The sequence below is a fragment of the Tenacibaculum insulae genome (assembly GCF_964512435.1).
Classification (GTDB): Bacteria; Bacteroidota; Bacteroidia; order Flavobacteriales; family Flavobacteriaceae; genus Polaribacter; species Polaribacter insulae_A.
The window spans coordinates 2,802,376-2,823,391 of record NZ_OZ208512.1; the positions used below are offsets into that span (position 1 = coordinate 2,802,376).

Below are 21,016 nucleotides of genomic sequence, written 5' to 3' on the forward strand. Positions count from 1 at the left end.
AAACTGAAAAAAAAAATGAGAAAATACGCTACGTTATTATTTTCAGCTCTTTTTGTTTCTGCTTCAATTTTTGCGCAAGAAACAGCTAAAAAAGAGCCTCAAAAAGGTCATACTGATCAAAACAAATTCCGTCAACTAAAAGACGTATTAGCAACTCCAAATGATCAACACACCGCTTCTGGTGCTCCTGGTCATGCATACACACAACAAAAAGTGGATTATGTAATGGAATTACGTTTAGACGAAACTTCAAATAAACTTTATGGTGATGAGGCTATTACTTATCATAATAACTCTAACGATCAATTAGATTATTTATGGGTTCAGTTAGACCAAAATATGCGTGCTCCTGACTCTAAAACTCCTTTGGCGCAATCTCAAGGTGCTAGTAGTTTTTTAACTCCTGAAAAGTTTGTAACAGACAATATGGGGAAACCAAAAGATTTTGGTTATAAAATAGAAGAAGTTAAAGATGCAGAAGGTAAAGATTTATCTTATATGATTAATCGTACAATGATGCGTATTAATTTACCAGAAGCACTAGCTCCTGGACATGTTTTTAAATTTAACATAAAATGGAACTATTTAATTAACAACTCTGTTAAAGATGGTGGACGTTCTGGTTTCGAATTATTTCCTGATGGAAACAAAAACTATACAATCGCTCAATTTTTTCCTCGTTTAGCTGTTTATGACAATGTTGAAGGTTGGCAAAACATGCAATTTTGGGGTCGTAGCGAATGGGCTTTAGAATTTGGTGATTATGATGTTAAATTAACAGTGCCTGCAGATCATATTGTAGATGCAACTGGTGAATTACAAAACGAAAAAGAAGTATTGACTAAAAAACAACGTAATCGTTGGGAAAAAGCAAGAAAATCATATAAAGATCCTGTTTTTATCGTTACTCAAAAAGAAGCGGAAAAAACAGAAAAAGGACGTTCTACCAAAACAAAAACTTGGCATTTTAAAGCAAATAACGTACGTGATTATGCTTTTGCTTCTTCAAGAAAATACATTTGGGATGCAATGGCTGTAAAAATTAACGGTAAAAACGTTATGGCTGTATCATTATATCCAAAAGAAGGAAATCCTTTATGGGAAGAACACTCTACAAGAGTTGTTGCAAATACTTTAGAAGAATATTCTAAAATGACTTTTGATTATCCATACTCTAAGGCAATTTCTGTACATGCAAAAAATCAAGGGATGGAATATCCTATGATTTGTTTTAACTACGGAAGACCAAACGCTGACGGAACATATTCAGACAGAGTTAAACACGGAATGATTGGAGTTATCACGCACGAAGTTGGACATAACTTTTTCCCTATGATTGTAAATTCTGATGAGCGTCAGTGGACATGGATGGATGAAGGTTTAAACTCTTTTGTTGAAATTTTAGCCGAATTAGATTACGATCCTAAATTTAATACAGGAAATTTACCAAAAGATATTGTACGTTATATGAGTTTAGATCAAAAAAGATTAACTCCTATTATGGCACAAGGTGATTATGTTAAAAACTTTGGTCCAAATGCATATACAAAACCAGCTGCTGGTTTATACATGTTGCGTCAAACTATTATGGGACCAGAATTATTTGATTATGCTTTTAGAACTTATGCTAAAAGATGGATGTTTAAACACCCTACACCTGCTGATTTCTTTAGAACAATGGAAGATGCATCTGGAATGGATTTAGACTGGTTTTGGAGAGGTTGGTTTTACACAACTGATTATTCTGATATTGGTATAAAAGAAGTTAAACCTTTATACTTAACAAATAAACCAGACGAAAGAACTAAAAAACTACAAAAACAATATGCTTCTTACTTTGCTGGTTTAGGTAAATTAGTTTACTTAACAACTAAAAAAGAAGATGCTAACAAAGCAGATTTAGAAACATATATTAATAGTTTATCTGCTGATAAAAAAGCAACTTTAAAAGATACTCCTAATTTTATGTATCAAGTAGAGTTTGAAAAGCCAGGTGGTTTAGTATTGCCTATTATTGTGGAATTAACATATGTTGATGGAACAAAAAAGCGTGAAACATTCCCTGCTCAAATTTGGAACAAAGACGAAAACAAAGTTTTTAGAGTATTTACTTCAGTAAAAGAAGTTAAAAGCATTGTTGTTGATCCTGATTTAGAAACTGCGGATATTGACACGTCAAATAACAGTTGGCCAAAGAAAACTACTGATAAATTTGATAAATTTAAAGGTAAAAAGAAAAATTAATACTTTTATTAATTACTTATAAGAAAACCTGTTTTAATTATTAAAACAGGTTTTCTTTTTTTTATAAGCTTTAAAAACAATAAAAATTCATACTTTAATAATTTAACAAAAAAACTAAAAAAGTTTAATTTTAAACCAAATATACAATATAACGTGCTTTTTATACAAATAAACCTATTTAAACCTCTTGTTCTATTTATATTTGTATCTATAATACACAAAACAATCTTTTTGATTGATTGGGGGATTAATCAAATTGAAAAAAAAACATTACTTATTTAAGTAATGTTTTTTTTGTGATAAATAAAAAAGTTATTTTAATTAAATAGCTTATTAATTTCATCTAGTGTTAATAATTTAGACTCTGTTAAAACATCAGGCTCTCTACTAACATATTGTTGAATTTTCATTTTTATTTCTCCGTCTTCTCTCAAATACTTTAAATAAACAATATTTCCGTTTGCTTTTATCTGAAACCTACTTCTTGGTGGATTTTCAAAACCTTTAATAATTATTTGATGCAGTTTCTCTACATCATTATCCATATTTTTAAATGAAAAAAACACATATTCATTTATTGTAGTTGCATTAATATTTTTATAAAACAAATTATAAGTATCATCTCCTACCTTTTCTAAATAAACGAACTCTACATGTCCTACAATATCTACTTTAGCAGTTTCAATAAATTCTATTTGAGAATACGATGCTACAGAGAAAAATAGCGTTATTAAATAAATTAGTTTCTTCATAAGTTTGTTGATTTTAAGGTTTGATATAAATATATTTTAATTAAACAGAATAACGCTTTAATAAATAAAAAATTATACCTTAATTTAAAAAACCGTATAAAGTGTTGTTACAATAATACCTTTATTATTGTGTAAAGATATAGCTGATATAATTTTATTTTCTTTAACTTTAAAATTAAATGGTGCTGCTAATAAATTTAGCCCACTTTGTTTTTTAATTCTAATTCCCTGACCAGAAATAATATCTTTGTTAGGTTCAAAATTCCCTACAGGAAGATGTTCTGTTAAAATAACATATTTATAATTAGTTAATTTACTAACAACACTCATAACCTCTTTGTTTGATAAATGTTGTAATACTTGTCGTACTATAATACAATCTGCAAAAGGTAAATTATCTTTAGCTATATCTAAACATTTAAACTCTAAATTAGAGTTTTTAAAATTCTCTTTATTATATGTAATCAAATTTGGTACAATATCAACAGCAATATATTTTTTAGTATATGCTACCAACTGCTTTCCTATATTAAAATCTCCACAACCTAAATCACATACAATAATTGGCTTTTTAAATGATTTTAAAAATGAAATTACCGATTTTATATACGGAGTAATTATTTCGTAATCATGTGAACCTTCACCAGAAAAAAAAGCAGAATTATTATCACCCCAAAGCTTCATTTCATATACTTGTTCCATTGCTTTTTTTGTTGGCCAAGGTTTTTTCATTGTTATTAAAAGTCTTTTATTTTTATCAAATATAAACAACGATCTTTCAAAATGCCATTAAATTTTTATTTACAAATTCCTAAAATTACTTTTCATACGAACCAATTTATTTTAGTAATTTCGATTTTCTAAATAGCGTTAATGAAAGTCTGTATCGCCGAAAAGCCAAGTGTAGCACGTGAAATTGCTAATATATTAGGAGCCAATACCAAACGAGATGGTTATTTTGAAGGTAATGGTTATGCGGTTACCTATACTTTCGGGCATTTATGTACGCTTTTAGAACCTAAAGACTATAAACCACATTGGAAAAGTTGGGATTTAAACAATCTTCCCATGCTCCCCGAACGTTTTAATACCAAAGTAACCAACGATGGAGGTATAAAAAAACAATTCAATATCGTTAAATCTCTATTTGAAAGAGCCGATGTTGTTATAAACTGTGGCGATGCTGGTACAGAAGGAGAGCTGATACAACGTTGGGTAATAAACCAAGCAAATTATAAAGGTGAAGTACAACGCTTATGGATTTCTTCACTAACCGAAGAAGCTATTAGAGAAGGTTTTAATAATTTAAAACCCGCCGCACAATACGATAATTTATATTACGCAGGTTTTTCTCGTGCCATTGGCGATTGGCTATTAGGCTTAAATGCAACGCGATTATACACCGTTAAATTCGGCGGTTACAAACAAGTATTATCGGTTGGTAGAGTGCAAACTCCTACCCTAGCCATGTTGGTAAATCGTTTTAAAGAAATTCAACATTTTAAGCCACAACCATATTGGGAACTTCAAACTCTATATCGCGAAACACTTTTTAGTTACGAAGAAGGTCGTTTTCTTAAAAAAGAAGAAGGTCAAGTTTTTGCTGATAAAGTAAAAGAGAGTGATTTTGAAATTACTTCAGTTACCAAAAAGAAAGGAAAAGAATACGCTCCTAAATTATTCGATTTAACAGGTTTGCAAGTTTATTGTAACAATAAATTTGGATTTTCTGCGGATGAAACCTTAAAAATAGTACAGAAACTCTACGAAATGAAAGTAGTTACCTATCCGAGGGTTGATACTACTTTTTTACCGAATGATGTGTATCCGAAAATAGCTGGAATACTAACCAAGTTAACAGACTATAGTCAGTTAACAAAACCACTGTTAGGACAAAAAATAAAGAAATCTAAAAAGGTTTTTGACGATAAAAAAGTTACCGATCACCACGCTATTATTCCTACCGGAATTCAGAATAATTTACAGTACAATCAACAACAAGTGTATGATATTATTACACGTCGTTTTATTGCTGTTTTTTATCCTGAAAGTGATGTTGCTAACACTTCGGTAATTGGTGAAGTTGATAAAATTTCTTTTAAAACAAGCGGAAAAGAAATAGTATCTAAAGGATGGCGTGTTGTTTTTGAGCACGGAAACGATACTAAAAAAACAGAAGCAAATACCTTACCTACTTTTGTAAAAGGTGAAAAAGGACCACACGAACCTAGTTTTTTAGAAAAAGAAACCAAACCGCCACGTAATTATACTGAAGCTAGCTTACTACGAGCTATGGAAACTGCAGGTAAGCAGGTTGATGATGATGAAATGCGAGAGTTAATGAAAGAGAACGGAATTGGTCGTCCGTCTACGCGTGCTAGTATAATAGAAACTTTATTTAGAAGAAAATATATCGAACGTCAAAAAAAATTAGTGATTCCTACACAAACAGGAATCGATTTAATTGATTTAATTGACAATGAATTACTAAAATCTGCCGAATTAACCGGTCGTTGGGAAAAACGTTTAAAAGAAATTGAACGTGGTGATTTTAATGCCGGAGCTTTCATCAATAATATGAAAAAAATGGTAGATGAGTTGGTGTACGAAGTCCGTTCAAATACTAAAACAAAACGGCTGTCTTCTGAAAATGAAACCCCGAAAGTAAAACCAAAAAAGCCAGCATCGAAGAAAAAAACAGTCGTTGCTAAAGAATGTCCAAAATGTAAAAACGGACAATTATTAAAAGGGAGTACTGCCTACGGTTGTTCAGCGTATAAAAGCGGATGTGATTTTAAATTGCCTTTTAGTTTTATGGATAAAAAAATATCTGAAACGCAATTAATTCGTTTAATTGATAAAGGCTGTACCACTAATTTAAAAGGTTTTAAACACGGCAACGATAAAGTTGAAGGTTTAGTTCGTTTTGATGATAATTTCAATTTAAAGCTTGAGCCTAAACAAACGATAGTTAAAGCGCAATCTAAAACAACTGAAGTTTCTGAAACAATCACTTGTCCGAAATGTAAAAAAGGGACTGTTTTAAAAGGAAAATCGGCTTACGGATGTTCTCATTACAAAAATGGTTGTGATTTTGTGTTTACGTTTGATAACATCAAAAAAATAGCTAACGGACAAGTATTAACTAAAGAGTTGGTTTTAAAAATTATTAGTTCTAATTAATACTTAACGTCATTCTGAACTTGTTTCAGAATCACATCTTATAAAACAAGAACAAATCTGTTTGTATGAGAACCTGAAATAAATTCAGGTTGACGTAAAATATCCTCTTTTAAAATCAAAAACACTAAAATCCGTCATTCTGAACTTGTTTCAGAATCGCATCCTATAAACACAAACAAACCCGTTTGTATGAGAACCTGAAATAAATTCAGGTTGACGTAAAATATCCTCTTTTAAAATCAAAAACACTAAAATCCGTCATTCTGAACTTGTTTCAGAATCGCATCCTATAAACACAAACAAACCCGTTTGTATGAGAACCTGAAATAAATTCAGGTTGACGTAAAATATCCTCTTTTAAAATCAAAAACACTAAAATCCGTCATTCTGAACTTGTTTCAGAATCGCATCCTATAAACACAAACAAATCCGTTTGTATGAGAACCTGAAATAAATTCAGGTTGACGTAAAATATCCTCTTTTAAAATCAAAAACACTAAAATCCGTCATTCTGAACTTGTTTCAGAATCGCATCCTATAAACACAAACAAACCCGTTTGTATGAGAACCTGAAATAAATTCAGGTTGACGTAAAATATCCTCTTTTAAAATCAAAAACACTAAAATCCGTCATTCTGAACTTGTTTCAGAATCGCATCCTATAAACACAAACAAATCCGTTTGTATGAGAACCTGAAATAAATTCAGGTTGACGTAAAATATCCTCTTTTAAAATCAAAAACACTAAAATCCGTCATTCTGAACTTGTTTCAGAATCGCATCCTATAAACACAAACAAATCCGTTTGTATGAGAACCTGAAATAAATTCAGGTTGACGTAAAATATCCTCTTTTAAAATCAAAAAAATACTAAAATCCGTCATTCTGAATTTGTTTCAGAATTGCATCGTGTAAAACAAGAACAAATTCGTTTGTATAAAAACCTGAAATAAATTTAGGTTGACGTAAAAATTTTCTTTTAAAAAATCAAAAAAACACTAAAATCCGTCATTCTGAACTGTTTCAGGATCACATCTTATAAAACAAGAACAAATCTGTTTGTGTGAGAACCTGAAATAAATTCAGGTTGACGTAAAATATCCTCTTTTAAAATCAAAAATACTAAAATCCGTTATTCTAAACTTGTTTCAGAATCGCATCTTGTAAAAACGAATTAATTTATATAAAATCCCAAACAAACTTAAATTCTTAAATATCTTTATTTACTAAGCTCTTTATAATAGTGTGCTGTTAACTTATTAGGATTTTTAATCGTATTTTTAATCCATTCAAAATACAACTCTTTCTTTTCTAGATCACTTAATTGCCAGTCGATATTTGTTTTTTTCAATCGAGAGGTTACATCATTTAACGTAATTGCAGCGGCAACCGATATATTTAAACTTTCGGTAAAACCAACCATCGGAATTTTTAAAAATCCGTCAGCTTCTTGTTTAATATAATCTGAAATTCCGTCTTTTTCAGCTCCAAAAACAAAAGCAGATTTTTTAGTAACATCAAAATCAGCTAATACACAAGAATCCGTATGCGGTGTTGTTCCTATAATTTGATATCCTTTTGCACGTAAATCTTCTAAACAAGTTTTGGTATTATCGCCATCCTCTTTATAACGATTAATATTTAACCACTTCTGACTTCCTTTAGCCACATGACGAGAAACTTTATTGGTAAACTTATTTTCTATCGCATACACATCTTGTACGCCAAAAATATCACAACTTCTTACCACAGCACTTGCGTTATGAGGCTGAAAAATGTCTTCTAACACAACCGTAAAATGACGTGTTCTTTCGTTTAAAACTCTGTTAAAAGTTTCTTTTCTTTTATCTGTAATAAAGCTTTCTAAATAGGTAAATAATCCTTCGTCAATCATAGCACAAACATACTAAAATTTCATATTTTAGTTTCATGAAAAAACGATTAGTAATATTAACTGGAGCAGGTATTAGCGCCGAAAGCGGGATAAAAACCTTTAGAGACGCTGATGGTTTGTGGGAAGGTCATGACATTTATGAAGTTGCCTCTCCTGAAGGATTTCATAAAAACCCTGAATTAGTTTTTGATTTTTACAATCAACGTAGAAAACAATTACTTAGTGTTTCGCCTAACAAAGCTCATTTCAATTTAGCTAAGTTAGAAACTGTTTTTAATGTTGATATTATCACACAAAATGTAGATAATTTACACGAACGTGCAGGTAGTAAAAACATTACTCACTTACACGGAGAATTGTTAAAAGCCAGAAGTAGTATAAATAAAAAATTAATTTTTGAGTGTAAAAAAGATATTTTATTAGGTGATTTAGCTTCGGATAAAAGCCAATTAAGGCCGCATATAGTTTGGTTTGGTGAAGAGGTACCAATGCTTGATAAAGCAATTGAAATCACCCAAAAAACTAATATTTTAGTAATTATTGGCACTTCTATGCAAGTATATCCTGCGGCTAGTTTGATTGACTATATTCCTGAAAATACACCAATTTATTTTATCGATCCAAAACCTGTTGTAAACGAAAACGCCTTTACTAATTTAACAATTATTAAAGACATTGCGAGTGTTGGAACCAATAAATTACTTACGATGTTAATCGATTAAAATAAGTATATATTTCTCCTTTAGAAATTGAACTTCCTTTTTCTATCAAATCGAAAACTTCAACGTTTCTTTCTTGTTCGTATTTTTTGGTTCCTGTAAAAAATTCGATTTTTTCGTCATTCGGATTTTTCATCAACCATTCAAAACCTTCTTGTGTTAACAAATTAATTTCTTTATCAACTTTTATAACAATACGATGAATTTCGTTTTCATCACATTTAAATAAATTCACCATTTTTGGTGAAAAATGCTCTAAATATGCGGTTTTTGTAAGTACATCGTCCCAAACAACATCACTAAAAACATTCATTTCATCTTCGGCAACTTGTGGTTTTTCTGCCTTTAACTCTTTCCACTCTTTCGCATCAATACTTTGCGATGCTAAAAAACGAGCAAATTCTTCGTGCAATCCTTCAAACTGTTCTTTGGTAAGTTGTCTATATTTCATGTGGCAATTTTAATAATAAATTAGGATTTGGGCAATTTTGTTGGTAAAAATCCAATTGCTTTTTTGATGACACACCTGGATAATCTCCTTGATAATTTTCAATATCAATTATTAATTGAAAATGTAAATGTGACGCATAATCACCATTTACAGAGCTGTCACCTAAAGCTGCTATTTTTTCTCCTTGTTTAACTAGAGTTCCTATCTGTAAATTTTCTAATGATTTTACTGATAAATGTCCGTATAAAGAATAAAATTCATTTCCATCAATAGTGTGTTTTATAATAATGGTAGGTCCGTAATCACCATAATTAAGGTTGTTTTTAAAACTATGAATTTCACCATCTAAAACTGCCAAAACATCTGTTTCTGTATCACACCATAAATCAATTCCTAAATGAATATTTCGTTGATTTTCTACGGATAGTTTATTAAAATGTTCGCTTCTATTGTAAATATCTCTAGTTTCTAAATACCCACCAAAAGCAACTTTCTTTTGTTGTTTATCTAAATACTGATTTAAATATTGAGTCCATTCATCAGAAGAAGCAACATCAAAAATTAAATCTTCATTTGAAGCTGCTATTGATATTGGTATATATTTGGTTATTGATATACTTTTATCAATAACATACAATGATTTTTGAGATATGTTTTTTAAAAATTCTATCATATTTATATAAAAAATAAGAGCAACCAAAGATACTTGATTACTCTTATTTTTTATATAATTATCTATTGATATTATCTCACTACATTACCAATAATTTCTTTAACAGGCCCCGCTCCCATTGTTAATGCTGTATGATTCATCGCATCATCAGCAATCATGTGTGCTAATGGCTTCAAAGTAAATGGATTTGGGCTATTATCTGGAGATGGCTCTACAGAAATTACTACCGTTTTTCCTTTTAAATCTGTTGGAAAATCTATACCTGCAACACTTCCCATTACATAATCTTCTCCAGGATAAGCTGGTCCGTTACCTTTAGCTCCTTTATAAGGTGATGTTGCAGCATTATCATCGGCCATGTCACTCATTGTAAAAGTACCTGTACTTACTGGTGTTCCGTCAATTACTACCCAACCTTCATATTTCCAACCTGCAGATAATTCTGGTAAATCTAAACCTACTGCCGGACTACCACTTGAGTTGTCTAAAAACCAAACTCCGCTTGCTTCATTTGTATCGTCATCATCTGTTGGTGTTGCTAAAATAAATTTCCCTGCAGCGTTAGAAAAATCGCCAACAATTCCTTTAGAACTTACATTTGCTTCGTTATCTGTAAAATCTCCTGCTAAAATTTTTGTTGCTGCTGGCGCAGGATCTGTGTCATTTGTTGGCTCAATAGATAAAACAAATTTTGTTGCCGCTGCTAAATCTTCTTTTTCTACTTCAAATGTTTTTTGTGATAAAGTTCCTGAATCATCTACAGAAAATACTCCTGTTGATACTGGTGCACCTGCTACAATAATCCATCCTTCATATTTTAAACTTGCTCCTAAATTTTCTAAACCTTCTATATTAAGAGTTAAATTTGATGTTGTTGATACTGGAGTGTTATCATCGTCGTCACTACAAGAAGTAAATGTTAATGCTGATAAGGCTAAAAAACCTAAAAGTAATTTTTTCATAATATAAATTTTAATGATTAATGTTTTAGCTTAAGTCGTGCTTAAAAAAAACTACTTACAAAAAAAATTACTTCAACTTAAAAAAGACTGTTGTTTTACCTTATCTAAATCTATTTAGATGCTTAAACTAAGAAACCACATAACAAGTTAATAAACAACTTATTACGATATTTATTTTACACAAAAAAATCCCAACTAAAAAGCTGGGATTTTCATTATAAAAAAAATATATTATTTATTTTACTAGTTTTTTACTAGATGGTTTAAATCTTGTTAACACAATTCCATCAACCGCAGCTTCGTATTCTGCCATAGTTGGGGTTCTTCCTAAAATGGTAGATAAAACAACTACTGGAGTAGATGATAATAAAGATTCTCCTTTTTTCTCACCAGAATCTTTTACCACTCTTCCTTGAAATAAACGTGTAGAAGTAGCCATTACCGTATCTCCTGGTTCTGCTTTTTCTTGATTCCCCATACAAAGATTACATCCAGGGCGCTCTAAGTATAACATATTTTCATACTTAGTACGTGCTAAACCTTTTGGTGCGTTATCATCGAATTCAAATCCTGAATACTTTTGTAAAACTTCCCAATCACCTTCTGCTTTTAACTCATCAACAATATTGTACGTTGGAGGAGCAACCACTAATGGCGCTTTAAACTCAACTTTTCCTTGTTGTTGCTCAATATTTTTTAACATTTGAGCTAAAATTTGCATATCACCTTTGTGAACCATACACGATCCCACAAAACCTAAATCTACTTTTTTAGTTCCTCCATAAAAAGATAATGGTCTAATATTATCATGCGTATAACGCTTAGAAACATCTTCGTTATTTACATCAGGATCCGCAATCATTGGTTCCGCAATTTGATCTAAATCAACCACAACTTCTGCAAAATATTTTGCATCAGCATCTGGCTTTAAAGCCAATTTAGAACCAGATTGTAACTCGTTAATTCTATTATTTGCTTTATCTACTAAACCTTTAAGCATTTGCTTTTGGTTATCCATACCCTTATCAATCATAATTTGGATACGAGATTTTGCAATTTCTAACGATTCAACAAGTGTTTCTTCTTCAGAAATACAGATAGAAGCTTTCGCTTTCATTTCTGCTGTCCAATCAGTAAATGTAAACGCCTGATCTGCGGTTAACGTACCAATATGCACCTCGATAATTCTTCCTTGAAAAACATTATCTCCGCCAAATTGCTTTAACATTTGCTCTTGTGTAGCGTGTACCACATCACGGAAATCCATAAAAGATTTCATTGCTCCTTTAAAGGTAACTTTTACCGATTCTGGAATTGGCATCGTTGCCTCACCCGTTGCTAATGCTAAAGCTACTGTTCCTGAATCTGCTCCAAAAGCAACACCTTTCGACATTCTTGTATGAGAATCTCCTCCAATAATTACATCCCAATCATCAACGGCAATATCATTTAATACTTTATGAATTACATCTGTCATAGCAGGGTAATTTCCTTTAGGATCACGAGCGGTAATTAAACCAAAATCGTTCATAAACTTCATTAATCTTGGAATGTTCGCTTTCGATTTATCATCCCAAACTGAAGCTGTATGACAACCAGATTGGTAACTAGCATCTACAATTGGAGAAATAACCGTTGCAGCCATCATCTCTAATTCTTGCGAAGTCATTAATCCCGTAGTGTCTTGAGAACCTACAATATTAACCTCTACACGAACATTTGAACCTGCATGTAATGTTTTACCTGGTGTAGTACCAACAGCATTTTTATTAAATATTTTTTCAACAGCAGTTAATCCTTGTCCTTCAACAGAAATTTCTTTTGAAGGCGCATAAACTTGAGGAACCTCAATTCCTAATACTTTAGCTGCGAAAGTTTGTAATTTTTTACCGAAAACAACCGCATAAGAACCTCCTGCTTTCATAAACTCCATTTTTTGTGGTGTAAATGCCGCAGAAATATCTTTTAACTCTTTATCTCCGTTGTATAATTTTTTTGTTTTGGTATTAATTGTTAAAACAGTACCTGTTTCAACAGTATATTCTTCTTTTAAAACTGCATCTCCATCCGCATCTACAACTGTGTTACCAGCTTCATCTTTTTGTTTTACCCAGTTTTTTAAATCTAAACCAATACCTCCTGTTACACCAACGGTAGTTAAGAAAATTGGTGCAATACCATTGGTACCTGCAATTACAGGAGCAATATTAATAAATGGCACATAAGGACTAGATGAAATACCTGTCCATAATGCTACGTTGTTAACTCCAGACATTCTTGAAGAACCAACTCCCATTGTTCCTTTTTCTGCAATTAACATCACACGTTTATTTGGATGTTGTTTTTTTAAAGCCAATAATTCATTTTGCATGTCTTTATTGTGTTCAAACATACATTGACCATGTAACTCACGATCTGATCTTGAATGTGCATCTGCACCTGGAGACAGTAAATCTGTTGAAATATCACCAACACCAGCAACGTAAGTTACAATTTCTATCTCTTCATCAATCTCCGGTAATTTTGTAAAAAACTCTGCCTGTGCGTAGCTTTCTATTAACTCTTTCGCTACTTCGTTTCCTGATTTATATGCTTTTTCTAAACGATCAGTATCCGCTTCATATAAGAAAACCTGAGTTTTTAATACTTTAACTGCTTTTTGTGCAATTATAGCTTCGTTTCCTAAAGCTAAATCTAATAAAACAGCTACTGAAGGTCCGCCTTTCATGTGAGACAACTGCTCAAAAGCGTAATCTTGTGAAATTTCTTCAACTAAAAATTCTCCTAAAATAATTTCTTTTAAAAACTGTGCTTTTACACCAGCTGCACTTGTTGTTCCTGGTAATACGTTGTAAATAAAAAAATTAAGAGACGCTTCTCTATGCTCATTATTTACATCTTTAATTTGCGAAATAATTTCACTTAGTAATTCAGCACCATCCACTGGTTTTGGGTGTAACCCTTGCCCTTTTCTCTCCTCTATCTCTTTAAGATAATCTAAATAAATATTGTTCATTATAAAGGTTTATTTTTTTTACAAAAACAGCAATCATACACTATAAATCTCTAAATGATTTTTAAGTATTTAAAAGTTGTTTTTATATAAATTATTTTGTTGTTTTTTAGCTAAGCAAAAGTACAATTTTAGCTGCATATTAAAAAATAAACAGTAAAATTCAAAAAACAAGAAGTATCTGTAATCAAAACACTGATTCAATGTTGATTCCATATAAAAAACAGCAAAATAACTGTTAAAATTACGAATTTAACAAATAGCTGTTTTTTATTGAATTATAATTAGTTTATAATTACTCTAAAATAGAAAAAAAAAGCAGACCAGTAAGCTGGATTCTGTTCCTTATAAATAAGGCTCTTATCATTTATCTAGTTTTACAATTACTCGTAAAATCAATCTGCCTACCCCTTAGAATCGCGCGAGTAGCGCTCGATCTCTAATGTACATGACATTGCACCGCATAGAGTTTACCTGGTTTCACTACAGCATTACCTGTACATACTTTCTGCTGCACTTGTCCTCAACTTACGTTGGACGGACGTTATCCGCTATGCTACTCTATGGTGTCCAGACTTTCCTACTTATACTAAATATAAGTCGATAAGATTGGTCTGCTAATTATTTTATAAATTCACTTCCTTCATAAAAAAACCCACTCAATAAATTGAGTGGGAAAATTGCTATGAAAAAGAAAAAGTGTCTAGAACGTCTTCTAGACGGTACAAATATATGAAAGCTTTTTAATTAAAAAAAACATTTGATATAAAAGTTAACATACTTTTATTATTTACAAAAAAAACACCCATTTAATGGGTGTTTTTTTGTTCTTTTCTTAAAATTTACTTTTATGAAAACATATCTTTTACTTTATCAAAAAATGATTTATCTGATTTTTGCGGATTTGGACTAAAGTTTTCATCTCCTTGCATTTGCTCGAAAAACTTACGTTGTTCTTTAGTTAACTCTTGTGGGGTCCAAACATTAATGTGTATTAAAAAATCGCCAGTACCATAACGCTCAATACTTGGTAAACCTTTACCTTTTAAGCGTAGTATTTTACCCGATTGTGTACCTGGTTCTATCTTAATTTTCACTTTTCCTGTTACGGTTTCAACTTCTTTAGAAACACCTAAAACAGCTTCAGAAAAATTTATATATAAATCGTAATGAATATTACTTCCTTCTCTTTTTAATGTATCGTGCTGAACTTCTTCTATCAATACTAATAAATCTCCAGGAACAGAGTTTTTACCAGGAGCCTCGTTTCCTTTTCCTCCTACTTTTAATTGCACGCCTTCTGTAACTCCTTCTGGAATATTAATTGAAACTGTTTCTTCTTTAACAATTAAACCTTGGGCATCTGCTCCGTTAGGTTTACTATTAATCATTTCTCCAGCTCCTTGACAAGTACCACAGGTAGTTGCAGTTTGCATTCTACCTAATATAGTATTGGTAACTCGCATTTGTTGTCCGCTACCATTACAAGTAGAACACGTTTTATACGTTACTCCGTCTGCCTGAACTTTTCTACGAACTTTAACCTTCTTTTCTACTCCGTTTGCAATTTCTTCTAAAGTAAGTTTTACACGAATACGCATGTTAGATCCTTTAACTCTAGCTTGTCTACGACCACCGCCGCCACCGAAACCACCAAAGCCTCCGCCTCCGAAAATATCGCCAAATTGACTAAATATGTCATCCATATTCATTCCGCCACCACCGAAACCGCCACCTCCTTGTGGACCATCAAATGCTGCGTGACCATATTGATCGTAACGAGCCTTTTTATTATCATCACTAAGTACTTCATATGCTTCGGCACAAAGTTTGAATTTTTCTTCAGCACTTTTATCATCTGGATTTTTATCTGGATGATATTTTATCGCCATTTTACGATATGCTTTTTTTATTTCAGACTGTGATGCTGATTTTGAAATACCTAATACTTCGTAGTAATCTTGTTTTGCCATTATATTGTTAATTGACAATTATCTTTTTAATGATTGATAATTGGGAACTATTATTTTTTTATGCTTGACCTACCACCACTTTTGGGTGACGAATAATTTTATCTCCTAACTTGTATCCTTTTTCTACACAATCAATAATTTTTCCTTTTAAATCATCAGTTGGTGCAGGAATTTGAGTTATTGCTTGGTGTACTTCGGCATCAAAAACATCACCAGCTTTTACCTCAATTGCTGTTAAACCTTTTTGCTCTAATGTTTTAACCATTTTCTGATAAATTAACAAAACACCTTTACGTAACTCTTCTGCTTCTTTATCATCTTCAATATGTGTCAAAGCACGTTCAAAATCATCTAAAACTGGCAGTAAAACTGTCATTACTTCCTGTCCTGCCGTTTTAAAAAGCTCCATACGTTCTTTAGAAGTACGTTTTTTATAGTTTTCAAACTCAGCAAATAATCGTAAATATTTATTTTTTTCTGCATCTAACAACTCTTCAGTTGTTGGCTCTTTTACCTCTTCTGCTTTAGCTTCAACCTCTTTATTTTCTTGAGTTTCTTCTTGATTATTGTCAAGTCCGCCATTATCAATAGCATCTTTTAACTCATCTTCTTTTGTATATTGATCTTTACTCATTGTAAATCGTTTCTTTAAATTCTTCAGCATACTTTTATCAATAATATTGCCAATAAAAAAATCGTGTCATGTTGACACGATTTTTTCATCACTTTTTATAAATGCTTTTAATCTTCTATTCTTTCAATTTTTGCGCCGATAGATTTTAAACGTGCTTCAATATTTTCATACCCTCTATCAATTTGTTCAATATTATTAATAATACTGGTTCCTTTTGCTGAAAGTGCTGCTATTAACAAAGAAATACCCGCTCTAATATCTGGCGAAGTCATTTTAGTTGCTTTTAACATTGACTGAAAATCATGGCCTATTACAGTAGCTCTATGCGGATCACATAAAATTACTTTTGCGCCCATATCTATCAATTTATCAACAAAAAACAAACGGCTTTCAAACATTTTTTGATGTATCAATACCGTACCTTTTGCTTGTGTTGCAATAACTAATACAATACTTAATAAATCTGGCGTAAACCCTGACCAAGGTGCATCGGCTACTGTTAAAACAGATCCGTCTATATAATTTTGAATTTCGTAACTTTCTTGTTCTGGAATAAAAATATCATCTCCTTTTTTTTCTAGTTGGATTCCTAATTTACGAAATACACTTGGTATTTGTCCTAAATCTTTCCAACTAACATCTTTTATGGTTAATGCTGAACGTGTCATGGCTGCGACACCAATCCAACTACCAATTTCAATCATATCTGGTAGTACTCTGTGTTCACATCCTCCTAACTCAGTTACTCCTTCAATAGTTAATAAATTTGAACCAACACCTGTTATTTTTGCGCCCATAGAATTCAACATTTTAGATAATTGTTGAATATAAGGTTCGCAAGCAGCATTATAAATAGTCGTAGTTCCTTTAGCTAAAATTGCTGCCATAATAATATTAGCAGTTCCGGTTACAGAAGCTTCATCAAGCAACATTTCGGTACCTGTTAAACCATTTTCAGCTTCTACTCCGTAAAAATATTCTTCTTTATTATAACGGAATTTTGCTCCTAAATTAATAAAACCTTCAAAGTGGGTATCTAAACGACGACGCCCTATTTTATCACCTCCTGGACGTGGAATATATCCTTTTCCAAAACGTGCTAATAACGGACCAACAATCATAATAGATCCTCTTAATGAGCTTCCATCTCTTTTAAATTCGGCAGATTCTAAATATTTTAAGTTAATAGTATCAGCCTGAAAACTATATGAATTAGCTGCTAACTTTTCTATTTTAACGCCTAATTCTCCTAAAATAAAAATTAATTTATTTACATCAATAATATCAGGAATATTATTAATTACTACTTTTTTAGGAGTTAATAATACAGCACAAATAATTTGCAATGCTTCATTTTTTGCTCCTTGAGGTGTAATTACTCCATTAAGTTTGTGACCGCCTTCAATTTTAAATGATGCCATTTATTTTTTTCTGTATTTATGATTATTAGATTTTGCCTTATGATTATTTTTATGCTGCCCTTGGTTAGAACGTTTTCTTAACAAATTTTTACTTTCTGCTAACGATTCTGTAGATTCTCTTAAATCTATTTCTTTACCAGACAAATCATATAAATGCTTAAAAATAACAGCATCATCAACCGTGTCTTTATTCCAATTTAAATAACATTTTTTCATGTGATTGGCTATGGTAAATACCAAAGCTTCCCGTTTATCTCCCTCTTCCCATGTTAAAGCGATATTAATCATGGTTTGAATATTATTACCATAATATCTGTATCTAGAAGCCGATTTTGGATAGTCCATTTTTTCAGGCTTCTCTCTTAATTCTTCTTTAGATGGTGTTTCGTAAGGAGAAGAATCTACATCTAACTTAAAATCAGCAATAATATGTAATTGATCCCAAAGTTTGTGTTTAAAATCTGGCACATCGCGTAAATGAGGTTGTAAATTTCCCATTACATCAATAATTGCTTTTGCCATTGTGTTTCGTTCCTCTTTAGTTTCTAAAGCGATACAATGATTTACTAATTTTTGTATATGTCTTCCGTATTCCGGAATTATTAAGTGATCTCTTTCTGAATTGTACTCTAAATCAAACGTCATTTCTCTTTATTTATAGATGCAAAATAAGTAATTATTATGGATTAATTATCTATCCGATTACCTTTAGTTTTGCGAATTGCAATAATAATTTCTTTTTACCTACAGTACCAAACTTAATTTCTGCTTTTTTATTAGGTCCTTTACCTTCTAACGCAATTACCTCACCTGTACCAAAACGGTTATGTTCTACAAAATTACCAACTACAATTTCTCCTTCAAACAAATTCATCGAAGTGTTTACTTCTGATACCTTTTTCATTTTACTTTTTGGTGGTATCGTATTTGGTTTTTCTTTTTTTGCTAAAAACTCTTTTCTTTTTTTCTGAATTGGTTTTTGAAAACGGATTCTTTTCGGAGAATCATCATCAAAAATACTTGCATCAATAAATCTATTTGCTAAACCTTTTGGCTCTTTCGGAGCTAAATGTTCAACATATTTATCATCAATTTCTTCTAAAAAACGACTTGGTTCTCCGTCCGTTAATTTTCCCCAACGATAACGTGTTTGTGCGTAGGTTAAATAGGCTACTTTTTCGGCTCTGGTTAAGGCTACATAAAACAAACGTCGCTCTTCCTCTAACTCGCTACGCGTATTCATACTCATTGCTGACGGAAATAAACTCTCTTCTAAACCAACAATATATACGTACGGATATTCTAATCCTTTTGATAAGTGAATTGTCATTAACGAAACACGTGGTGTGTCGTCTTTTTCGCTATCAAAATCGGTTGCCAATGCTACATCTTCTAAAAAAATAGGCAAAGATGCATCTTCACCTGTTTCAATTTTATCGGTAATAAAATCTTTTATACCGTTTAATAATTCTTGAACGTTTTCTACTTTACTTACCCCTTCTGGCGTACCGTCTTTTTGTAAATCTTTTACTAATTGGGTTTGTTTTACCACCAAATCCGCAATTTCAAAAGCATTCATTTTTTGAGCGTCTATTTGAAAACGCTGAATCATTCTAGTAAAATTAGCTAGTTTGGTTTTTGTGCCCGAATTTATTTTTAAATCAACTTTATCTAAATTAAGTAAGATATCGAAAATTGATTTTTTATAATGATTTGCCGCTATTGCTAACTTATCAATTGTAGTTGCACCGATTCCACGAGCTGGATAATTGATAATTCTTTTTAATGCTTCTTCATCATTCGGATTAATTAACATACGTAAATATGATAATAAATCTTTTATTTCTTTACGTTGATAAAATGAAATTCCTCCGTAAATTTTATATTTAATATCTTTTTTTCGCAGCGCATCTTCCATCGCTCTCGATTGTGCATTGGTACGATATAAGATAGCAAATGAATCGTTTGTTAATTGATGATTCATTTGGTTTTCCCAAATAGATTGTGCCACAAAACGCCCTTCTTCTCCATCAGAAATTGTACGCATTATTTTAATGCTTTCTCCTGCATCATTTTCCGTCCAAACTTCTTTATCTAATTTCGTTTTATTTTTGTCGATAACACTATTTGCTGCCTCAACAATATTGCTTGTAGATCGGTAATTTTGCTCTAATTTAAAGGTTTTAACATCAGGATAATCTTTTTGAAAATTTAAAATATTATTGATGTTTGCCCCTCGAAAACTATAAATACTTTGCGAATCGTCACCAACCACACAAATATTCTGAAAACGATCTGCTAAAGCCCTAACAATTAGGTATTGCGAATGATTGGTATCTTGATACTCATCAACCATTATATATCTAAATCTGTCTTGATATTTTGCCAATGCTTCAGGAAAACGCGTTAATAACTCATTGGTTCTTAACAATAAATCATCAAAATCCATCGCGCCAGATTTAAAACATCTTTCAACATAAGCTTTGTAAATATCACCAACTTTTGGTCGGCTTGCTTCTAAATCAGCTTGCTGTAAATCACCATTATTAAAATACGCTCTTACCGTTATTAAACTATTTTTAAAAGACGATATTCTACTTAAAATTTGCTTTGGTTTATATCGATCTTTATCTAAATTCATTTCTTTGATAATGGCTGTTATCAAACGAACAGAATCTTGCGAATCATAAATCGTAAAGTTTGACGGATAGCCTAATCTATCTGCTTCCGAACGTAAAATACGTGCAAAAACCGAGTGAAAAGTTCCCATCCATAAATTCTTCGCTTCGCTATGCCCTACAACTCCTGCAATACGCTCTTTCATTTCACGTGCAGCTTTATTGGTAAAGGTTAACGATAAAATATTAAAAGAATCAACTCCTTGTTGCATTAAATGTGCAATACGATACGTTAAAACTCTCGTTTTACCAGATCCGGCACCTGCAATAATTATCATTGGGCCATCTTTTTGTAAAACGGCGGCTCTTTGTGGTTCGTTAAGTTGCTGTAAGTAAGTATTCAATAGAAATTATTTGAAAGAATTTTTAAAATGGAAATTTAACCATTCTTTTAGGTTTTATAAAACTTGTAAGCTACT

Annotated in this window: 15 protein-coding genes and 1 other RNA gene; 3 read left to right on the forward strand and 13 right to left on the reverse strand. The window is 31.6% G+C overall.

The genetic code is table 11. The annotated features are described in order from the left end of the window. The first annotated feature begins 15 nt into the window (after positions 1-15). A complete protein-coding gene (locus tag ACN5J5_RS12840) occupies positions 16-2,244 on the forward strand; it encodes a M1 family metallopeptidase (RefSeq protein ID WP_418645291.1) in 2,229 nt (742 codons plus the stop codon). 317 nt (positions 2,245-2,561) lie between these two features. Here ACN5J5_RS12840 and ACN5J5_RS12845 read toward each other — a convergent pair whose 3' ends face one another. Together ACN5J5_RS12845 and ACN5J5_RS12850 are read right to left on the reverse strand one after the other, a co-directional pair. Continuing rightward, on the reverse strand, positions 2,562-2,996 hold the full coding sequence (locus ACN5J5_RS12845; RefSeq protein WP_418645292.1) for a hypothetical protein: 435 nt from the start codon (positions 2,994-2,996) through the stop codon (positions 2,562-2,564). A gap of 84 nt (positions 2,997-3,080) precedes the next feature. Next, on the reverse strand, positions 3,081-3,728 hold the full coding sequence (locus tag ACN5J5_RS12850) for a class I SAM-dependent methyltransferase (RefSeq protein ID WP_418645293.1): 648 nt from the start codon (positions 3,726-3,728) through the stop codon (positions 3,081-3,083). A gap of 141 nt (positions 3,729-3,869) precedes the next feature. Here ACN5J5_RS12850 and ACN5J5_RS12855 point away from each other — a divergent pair, with 141 nt between their 5' ends. Then, complete coding sequence (locus ACN5J5_RS12855; protein ID WP_418645294.1) at positions 3,870-6,179, forward strand: DNA topoisomerase 3; 2,310 nt, start codon at positions 3,870-3,872, stop codon at positions 6,177-6,179. 1,219 nt (positions 6,180-7,398) lie between these two features. Here ACN5J5_RS12855 and ACN5J5_RS12860 read toward each other — a convergent pair. Further along, the gene (locus ACN5J5_RS12860) at positions 7,399-8,073 is read right to left on the reverse strand and encodes a TrmH family RNA methyltransferase (RefSeq protein WP_418645295.1); all 675 of its coding nucleotides are present in this window, start codon (positions 8,071-8,073) and stop codon (positions 7,399-7,401) included. Between the two features lie 35 nt (positions 8,074-8,108). On the opposite strand from ACN5J5_RS12860, the gene ACN5J5_RS12865 reads away from it, so the two are divergent. Next, positions 8,109-8,795, forward strand: a complete 687-nt coding sequence (locus tag ACN5J5_RS12865) for an SIR2 family NAD-dependent protein deacylase (protein ID WP_418645296.1) — start codon at positions 8,109-8,111, stop codon at positions 8,793-8,795. Here ACN5J5_RS12865 and ACN5J5_RS12870 read toward each other — a convergent pair. From ACN5J5_RS12870 to ACN5J5_RS12915, 10 genes are all read right to left on the reverse strand, one after another. Continuing rightward, the gene (locus tag ACN5J5_RS12870) at positions 8,776-9,243 is read right to left on the reverse strand and encodes a DUF6495 family protein (RefSeq protein ID WP_418645297.1); all 468 of its coding nucleotides are present in this window, start codon (positions 9,241-9,243) and stop codon (positions 8,776-8,778) included. The genes ACN5J5_RS12865 and ACN5J5_RS12870 overlap by 20 nt on opposite strands. Then, positions 9,233-9,916 carry a peptidoglycan DD-metalloendopeptidase family protein gene (locus ACN5J5_RS12875; protein ID WP_418645298.1) on the reverse strand — a complete coding sequence of 228 codons (684 nt, stop codon included), beginning with the start codon at positions 9,914-9,916 and terminating at the stop codon, positions 9,233-9,235. The genes ACN5J5_RS12870 and ACN5J5_RS12875 overlap by 11 nt, the downstream gene beginning before the upstream one ends. A gap of 71 nt (positions 9,917-9,987) precedes the next feature. Next, the gene (locus ACN5J5_RS12880; RefSeq protein ID WP_418645299.1) at positions 9,988-10,878 is read right to left on the reverse strand and encodes a hypothetical protein; all 891 of its coding nucleotides are present in this window, start codon (positions 10,876-10,878) and stop codon (positions 9,988-9,990) included. A 235-nt stretch (positions 10,879-11,113) separates the two neighbouring features. Continuing rightward, a complete protein-coding gene (locus ACN5J5_RS12885) occupies positions 11,114-13,894 on the reverse strand; it encodes a bifunctional aconitate hydratase 2/2-methylisocitrate dehydratase (RefSeq protein WP_418645300.1) in 2,781 nt (926 codons plus the stop codon). 308 nt (positions 13,895-14,202) lie between these two features. Then, positions 14,203-14,512, reverse strand: an RNA gene (gene rnpB / locus ACN5J5_RS12890) — RNase P RNA component class A. Positions 14,513-14,739: 227 nt separating this feature from the next. Continuing rightward, positions 14,740-15,864, reverse strand: a complete 1,125-nt coding sequence (dnaJ, locus tag ACN5J5_RS12895) for a molecular chaperone DnaJ (RefSeq protein WP_418645301.1) — start codon at positions 15,862-15,864, stop codon at positions 14,740-14,742. A gap of 58 nt (positions 15,865-15,922) precedes the next feature. Further along, positions 15,923-16,498, reverse strand: a complete 576-nt coding sequence (locus ACN5J5_RS12900) for a nucleotide exchange factor GrpE (protein WP_418645302.1) — start codon at positions 16,496-16,498, stop codon at positions 15,923-15,925. Positions 16,499-16,605: 107 nt separating this feature from the next. Next, positions 16,606-17,919 (reverse strand): UDP-N-acetylglucosamine 1-carboxyvinyltransferase, encoded by a 1,314-nt coding sequence (murA, locus tag ACN5J5_RS12905; protein WP_418645303.1) that lies wholly within the window; start codon positions 17,917-17,919, stop codon positions 16,606-16,608. Next, positions 17,920-18,564, reverse strand: coding sequence for a DUF4290 domain-containing protein (locus tag ACN5J5_RS12910; protein WP_418645304.1), 645 nt, complete (start codon positions 18,562-18,564; stop codon positions 17,920-17,922). It lies immediately after the preceding gene. A 49-nt stretch (positions 18,565-18,613) separates the two neighbouring features. Continuing rightward, the gene (locus tag ACN5J5_RS12915) at positions 18,614-20,941 is read right to left on the reverse strand and encodes an ATP-dependent helicase (RefSeq protein ID WP_418645305.1); all 2,328 of its coding nucleotides are present in this window, start codon (positions 20,939-20,941) and stop codon (positions 18,614-18,616) included. Positions 20,942-21,016: the final 75 nt, after the last annotated feature.